The 624-nt window shown below is 44.1% G+C and carries 1 protein-coding gene; it reads right to left on the minus strand.

The genetic code is table 11. The features are described from left to right. A partial coding sequence (locus R7Q46_RS28050) for a tetratricopeptide repeat protein (RefSeq protein ID WP_318078419.1) occupies nt 1–624 on the minus strand: 624 nt, incomplete at both ends.

Below are 624 nucleotides of genomic sequence, written 5' to 3' on the forward strand. Positions count from 1 at the left end.
TTTCGTAGTTCCTTTTCCTTTTTCCAGCGATCTTTCGCGCTTTGATTCGCTCTTTGAATCTCCATGTCAGACGGGTAGTAGCTAGCTAAAATGGCATATTGCTGAACAACTTGATCTGAAATAGGCAATTGATCCAATGCACGCAACCACGACGTTGCCGCATTTGTTCCAACCGAAGGAGCAAGCGCTAACTTTTTATAGGTATCGAGAATCCATGGATCGGCAGGATTCTCTTTGCGAATGTGGTTGGCTAACGCGAGTTGAAAAGACGGAACACTAGGATAATTTGCATTTAAACGTTCCAGTCCCTGTTTTACCGAGCTCCAACTGCCAGGCAAATTACTTTGCAACTGTAGGAATTCAAGTTGTAATGCTGGTGATGGCATTCCATTTGGAAAAAGAGCTTTGTAAGCTTGAATCGCTTCATCGTAACGACCAGATTTTGCAAGCAACTGAGCGCGCTGATAATCCGCTCTTTTCTCTCCCTGAATGGCCATAATCGATGACAAGTTTTTCGCTTGAGGCGAATGAGGCGCCTGCCTGATTAAGCGCTCAAATACGGGTTTTGCTAATTCTGGCTGCTTACGTTTCAGATACATATTCGCTTGATAGAAAAAACCCGTT

The sequence above is a fragment of the Vibrio sp. 811 genome (assembly GCF_033339195.1).